Source organism: Lachnoclostridium sp. (assembly GCF_031997925.1).
Classification (GTDB): Bacteria; Bacillota; Clostridia; order Lachnospirales; family Lachnospiraceae; genus Lachnoclostridium.
The window spans coordinates 1-5,639 of sequence record NZ_DAMADT010000010.1 but is presented as its reverse complement, the minus strand read 5'-3'; the positions used below and the strand labels follow the sequence as shown (position 1 = coordinate 5,639).

Genomic DNA, 5,639 nt, shown 5'->3' with positions numbered 1-5,639 from the left:
TATGCTAGCTACCCCATACTAATTAAAGTTGTGTAATTAATAAAATAATGCAAAGTTCAGAAATCATATTACATATGATTCACTCTAAGTACTTTTATCCTAATTCACAAGTTAATATATACGCTAATTTAAAAACTATCCTCGGAACTCTTGATTTATTAAAAGTTCCGAGGATAGTTTGTCCCCCTATTCTATTTTAAATAATCGTATCGCTTGAGTTAATGAGATAGCCTCTTTCTGTAATTCTTCTGCCTCTCGTTTTAAAGACTCTACTGCATTTAATTGACTGTCTGCCGTTGTAACAAGTTGAATGGAAGCTGCTGCGGTTTCTTCTGATGTCGCAGAGATAGTTTCCAGTGCTTCTAAAGTTATGTTCTTCTTATTTGTAATTACTGTAATTCGTTCGCTAATGGACAAAATACTAACAACGAGTTTTTCTACTTGATTTTCAATTAACCCAAATGCACCTATCGTATCTTCCATTGCATGTTCTTGTATTTCTAACATGTTTTCTGCTTGATGAGCACTTTCCATAGTAGAATCAGAAAGGTTTTGAATGTAATGAACTATCTTGCTTATCTCAGCAGCTGATGCCCTAGATTGTTCTGCCAATTTTCTTATTTCATCTGCTACCACTGAGAATCCTCTACCTGCTTCTCCCGCTCTTGCTGCTTCAATCGAGGCATTGAGTGATAAGAGATTCGTTTGACTTGCTATATCATCGATGGAATTTACAATATTCGTTATTGTTTTAGATTCCATGCCAAGTCTTTGTACCTGCTCAATAACCCCTTTTGTTATATCTGCAGTATTTCTTGCATTTTCCCCTAACTCTTTTACCATTTCTGTATTATCAGCCAAAATTAGTTTTGTATCATCGGATACCTTTACCATCTCATTCATACTGTGATGCACGCTCACAATCTGGTCTGCTAAATCATTCATATGTAAATAACACTGCTCAATCTCTCTGGCCTGATCTCCTGTTCCAACTTCAATATCCGATATTGAAGTATGAATTCCTTTTGAAGTATCAAATAAAACTTGAGATGTTTTTGTTACTTCCTTTGAAGAAAAAGAAACTACTTCACCAATTTTTACAGTTTTACGGATAAGTCCTCTCATGTTTTCATTCATTTTATTGATTGCCATACCCAGATGTAAAAACTCATCTTTTCTATCTAAATCAAGCTGATTCGTTAACTCTCCTTCTGCTGTTGCAGCTAATACATGATTCATTTTCTTAATGACACCTGAAATACTTCTTGCAAATAAAATTCCACAAAGACATGCTATCGTACTCGCGCAAATTACTATAATAACTGTTACAGACTTTACCGAATCAACTTGCTTGATAACCGCCTCTTTCGGAACTAAGGCACATGTATAAGCACCACTCGTTTCTAACCTTGAATATAAAACTAAGTAGTTTTTTCCCTTATAATCTACATAGGAGTACCCATGTTGCTCTAAATCTTTTTCAGGTTGAAATAAATTATTTTCTAATAATGATATGTAATTCTCACCTTTTGAAGCAATGATTTCTTTCCCATCATTCGTAATAAATGCAACCATACTACCTTCTGGGAGATTACTTTCTGTTAGAGTATTCTTGATAAAATCATAAGAAATATCAAGTATCATGATTCCAACCTTCTTACCAGAGGGACTTAAGATATAACGGATACAAGACATCCCGTAATCCTTTGGCTTTTGCACAACTTCATCGAGTAGTTTATGAGAACCAATCCATGCAACCGTTTTACCAGAATCTAAGAATTCTCTAATTTCACCCTCACCACTAATCGATTGATAGGTTTCAGAGCTATAGATTTCCGATCCTATGATTGACTTGTGACCATTTCCAAAGAAGTATATATTATTTACATCTTCATCTAAACTGATTACATTCCCAAAGGTTGATGATAATTTCTTTACAAGTTCTAATTCTTTTACAGCATCGTTTTGACTGTTGCCATAATAATCGCGTACCGTATTATTCATGATGTATTCTAATGTTTTTGATTCTTGTTTTTTTAGTCCATAAGAATAATATTTACTCATCATGTCAAGTGAATTTAGAGTGGCTTGTTCGTAATTCTTTACGATACCTTTTGAGGCTACGAGATAAGAAGCTACTCCTAAAATAATAAGGAAAATCACTGGAATAAAATAAATGACAACCATCTTAAAACCAATACTAATAAAACCCTTTTTTCTATTTACTTTCTTGTTCTCATTCTCAGCAGTATTTTTTATTTTCGACTTAATCTCTTTTTCTTTCTCTGCTTTAAATTTAGTTTCATTTGTACCCCATTTTTGATTCGCTAATTTATTTTCTTTCTCCTTCATATTCATCTCCACCTCTATGCATGCTCCCTTATGGCACTATTTTATTGCAAAAGAAACCTGTGAATTCACTACCGAAGCTTTGATTTACATTCCACTATTTAATTTATACCCTGCTATTTAATTAATATATTCTCATTCCATTATTCAATTTATATCCTACAATTTTAATAATATTTATCTACATCCAAATACGATAGTTTCCACTTAAGGCTAAGAGCGCAAACATATATAAGCAATTGTCGTAATATCTTCTATCTCCAGCCCTTAATTCAGTATGATAAAACTTATCGACACATTCGTTCGCATAAGGACCATTTGCCGCTAAGGACGCCTGCGCATTGGTAGCAATCATTGCAACAGGGTGTAATGCTTCGCCCATAATTATCGTTCCATCCACTTGATAAATACCACTTGCATGATGTTTCACTGTTTCACAAAAGAATTGCTGTAAATTATTAGCGCATGTCACTTGCCATTCATCAGCTGCAAACCAAAGATAATCAAGACCAATGTTTGCAATGGTTCGATAAGCATCGCTGTAATACCAATCATGACGTCCAAATTTTTCTTGATCTCCACTATGAACAGTTCCATCATATTCTGCGTATTCTGAACAGAGTCCAGTCTTTTCATGACATGCAAGTTTTAGGTAGGAACGACTCGCATCCGCTGCTTTTTTAAAGAATTCCCTATCTTCTTCATACGCCCAAAGTGCAAATAACTCATAAAAGTGTGGTAAATGATACGATGGATCTGTAAAATTACAATTAGGTATGAATTTTATCAGGTAGTTCGATGGCTCCCACATAGGTTCTCCGGTTCCATCCCCTTCTCCTTTATGGATACATTCATGAAGAAGTTCTCTTGCTTGTTTACTATAATCGAAAATCCCTTTCCCATCGCCCCATCGGTTGGATGCAAAAAACAATGCTAATGCAAAATACTCCTCACCATCTGGCGCTGGTCCGTAGGAATTTTTCGTTCCATCTGTTTTACAAGACCAAGCAAAATAACCTTTGTTAACACCAGAATCCATATACATATAAGTCTTTGCCCAATTCCATAAGCGATCAAATTCCTCTTTTTTATCTAATTGCACACACATCATCATACCGTAAGACATTCCCTCGGTTCGAACGTCATGATTTCCGGTATCCACAATATATCCTAAATCCTCCCCCACAGGAAAATATATTCGTTCTTCTGGTAAACCATAGAACAAGGTCTGAAAACTATCTTCAATTTTCTTGTTTACATCCTCTTCTTTATAGCCTAATTCGGTAAACTTATTTCGGTAATATCCACTCTTAATTGTACCCTCCATCATGTCTCCTCCATCTCACCCAAAGATTAGCGTTTCTAATATGATTTTATCTTTTTAATTTTTTAACCTTGCAAACTGAGGTAAGGCCTGCTTATTCCAAGCCTTGTTACCTACGCATAAACTCATAGCTTAAACTACTCCTTCACCCCACCAATGGTCAATCCTGTTACAAAGTATCTTTGAAGAAATGGATATAGACAGACAATTGGTAGTGATGTTATGATCGTTGCTGCTGCTCGTATCGAGGCTGGAGTTACTTGATTTCCAGCATTTTTCATGGTCTCTGCATTGGAACTATTGTTTGTAACCGCAGATAATAGCTTCATTAATTCATATTGAAGTGTGGTGTATTCACCTCTCATCCGGTTATATAACATCGTATCAAACCAAGAGTTCCATTGATAAACCGCGATAAATAATGCAATAGTTGCAAATACAGGTTTACATAAAGGCACGATAATTCTTAGAAAGATCGTAAAGTGCCCTGCTCCATCAATTTCCGCAGACTCCTGTAAACTGTCTGGTAATCCAGTCATATAAGTACGTATTACTAGCATATTGAAGGCACTAACCATACCTGGAATAATATAAACCCAGAAGCTGTTTGTTAGCCCTAACCCCTTATAGAGCAAAAAGGTCGGAATCAGTCCTCCATTCACATACATCGTTAAAACATATAATAGAGATATTTGTTTTCGGAATATAAAATTTTTACGACTTAAAACATATGCTAATAGTGCGGTCACAAATAATTGAGTTACCGTCGCTATTACAGTCCTTAAAATTGAAATCTCTGTTGCAGTTAGAAGATTTTGCTTATGTATTATGGTCTGATAATTTTTCCAAGTAAATACCCGTGGCCATAGATAGATACCACCTCTTAAAGCATCAGTTCCATCATTAAAAGAAATTGCTAATGTATTTAGAATAGGGTATAAAGTTATTATTACAAATATCGTTAGTATCATTGTATTTACTATTGTAAAAACTTTATCACCCACACTACTTTTCTTTTTTCTAGTCCTAACAAATTTTTTCATCTTTACCCTCATTTCTGCGCTACTTATTGTCTTACTTGCAAGACAATGCAAATCAATTACCGTGTGAATATTTTTATCGCTGAAATACCTGCTAGAATAAACGTTCTTCACCCGCTATTTTCGCTGCCTTATTCGCTAAAAAGATGATAATAATACTTACTAAGCTCTTGAATATACCTGCGGCAGTACCAATAGAATAATCACCCATACTGATACCGTATTTTAAAACATAGATATCAATTGTTTGGGATACGCTTTGAACAAGGCCATTCCCTAATAAATATTGAACTTCAAATCCTGCATTTAGAACATTTCCAACATTGATTAATAATAAGATAAAAATCGTAGGCTTAATACCTGGTAAAGTGATATGAAAAATCTTTTGCAATCTGCCAGCACCATCAATGGATGCCGCCTCATAAAGGTCAGGATTTATTGAAGTAATCGAGGCTAAATAAATAATTGAGCCCCATCCTGTTTCCTTCCATACATTCGCAAAACCAACAATAAGCCAAAAGAATTTTGGATAAGCAAGCCAATTGATCGGCTTATTTATAATATGTAGTGCTACTAAAGCTTGATTTATAATACCAGTTTCTAAAGATAATACATCCATTACAATTCCAGTTACAATAATCCAAGATAAAAAATGAGGCAGATAGGAGACCGTCTGGACAAACTTCTTTCCCCTTTTATTTCGAACCTCATTTAGTAGGATTGCAAGACCAATAGAAAATACAAAACTTAATACTAGATTGATAATCCCCATACATAACGTATTGCGAATTACCCGAATAAACACATCATTTGAAAAAAGTGTTTTAAATTTTGCTAATCCTACAAACTGAGAGTGTAATAACCCTCCCTTTGGCTTATAATTTTGAAAAGCCATGATCCAACCGCCAAGAGGTGCGTAGTAAAAG

Annotated in this window: 4 protein-coding genes; all 4 read right to left on the bottom strand. The window is 34.7% G+C overall.

The annotated features are described in order from the left end of the window. Positions 1-186 precede the first annotated feature (186 nt). On the bottom strand, positions 187-2,352 hold the full coding sequence (locus RTP52_RS08645; protein WP_312370590.1) for a methyl-accepting chemotaxis protein: 2,166 nt from the start codon (positions 2,350-2,352) through the stop codon (positions 187-189). Positions 2,353-2,530: 178 nt separating this feature from the next. After that, positions 2,531-3,676 (bottom strand): glycosyl hydrolase family 8, encoded by a 1,146-nt coding sequence (locus tag RTP52_RS08640; protein ID WP_312370730.1) that lies wholly within the window; start codon positions 3,674-3,676, stop codon positions 2,531-2,533. A 134-nt stretch (positions 3,677-3,810) separates the two neighbouring features. Next, positions 3,811-4,716, bottom strand: a complete 906-nt coding sequence (locus tag RTP52_RS08635; protein WP_312370588.1) for a carbohydrate ABC transporter permease — start codon at positions 4,714-4,716, stop codon at positions 3,811-3,813. Between the two features lie 91 nt (positions 4,717-4,807). Beyond that, on the bottom strand, positions 4,808-5,639 hold an 832-nt coding region (locus RTP52_RS08630), incomplete at its 5' end, for an ABC transporter permease (protein WP_312370586.1).